The sequence below is a fragment of the Streptococcus phocae genome (assembly GCF_001302265.1).
Lineage (GTDB): Bacteria > Bacillota > Bacilli > Lactobacillales > Streptococcaceae > Streptococcus > Streptococcus phocae.
In genome coordinates this window covers 1-214 of sequence record NZ_LHQM01000083.1, presented here as the reverse complement: position 1 = coordinate 214, position 214 = coordinate 1, and the positions used below count along the sequence as shown (strand labels likewise).

Below are 214 nucleotides of genomic sequence, written 5' to 3'. Positions count from 1 at the left end.
GGACTTGGGTAATCCTCCATGTTATGGACCTTGTAGGACTCGAACCTACGACCGCTCGGTTATGAGCCGAGTGCTCTAACCAGTTGAGCTAAAGGTCCTAAGATATCCATGATTAAAATAGCGGCGAAGGGGATCGAACCCCCGACCTCCCGGGTATGAACCGGACGCTCTAGCCAGCTGAGCTACACCGCCATCAATCGGGAAGACAGGATTC

The 214-nt window shown here is 53.3% G+C and carries 2 tRNA genes; both read right to left on the bottom strand.

Annotated elements, in window-relative coordinates:
* Positions 1 to 24: 24 nt before the first annotated feature.
* Positions 25 to 98, bottom strand: a tRNA-Ile gene (locus AKK44_RS08490).
* A gap of 20 nt (positions 99 to 118) precedes the next feature.
* A tRNA-Met gene (locus AKK44_RS08485) sits at positions 119 to 192 on the bottom strand.
* Between the last annotated feature and the right edge of the window lie 22 nt (positions 193 to 214).